The sequence below is a fragment of the Vibrio sp. 1580 genome (assembly GCF_033340055.1).
This window is the reverse complement of record NZ_JAWOVT010000571.1, coordinates 1-559: the sequence shown is the minus strand read 5'-3', so window position 1 is coordinate 559 and position 559 is coordinate 1. Positions and strand designations below refer to the sequence as shown.

1 protein-coding gene is annotated in these 559 nt (G+C 48.1%); it reads left to right on the top strand.

Features of this window, described 5'->3' with window-relative positions; genetic code table 11:
* A partial coding sequence (gene prmB, locus R7093_RS27215) for a 50S ribosomal protein L3 N(5)-glutamine methyltransferase (RefSeq protein WP_318147275.1) occupies window positions 1-559 on the top strand: 559 nt, incomplete at both ends.

Sequence of the window (559 nt, the reverse complement as noted above, 5' to 3'; positions counted from 1 at the left end):
GTCTTGAGTTCTTCGTTGACGAGCGTGTTCTTGTGCCACGTTCTCCAATTGGTGAATTGATTCAAGCGGAATTCCAACCTTGGCTGGTAGAAGAGCCAACTCGAATCATGGATCTATGTACGGGCAGTGGCTGTATTGCGATTGCATGTGCGCACGCGTTCCCTGAAGCAGAAGTTGACGCGATTGATATCTCAGCGGACGCGCTTCAAGTTGCAGAACAAAACATTCAAGATCACGGCATGGAACAACAAGTGTTCCCAATCCGTTCGGATCTGTTCCGCGATCTGCCAAAAGAAAAATACAACCTCATCGTGTCTAACCCACCTTATGTGGATGAAGAAGACATGAACAGCCTGCCACAAGAGTTCACGCATGAACCTGAGCTAGGTTTGGCTGCGGGTACCGATGGCCTGAAATTGGTTCGCCGTATTCTTGCGAACGCGCCAGACTACCTAACTGATGACGGTATCTTGATCTGTGAAGTGGGCAACTCAATGATCCATATGATGGACCAGTACCCACAAATTCCATTCACTTGGATTGAATTTGAAAACGGTGG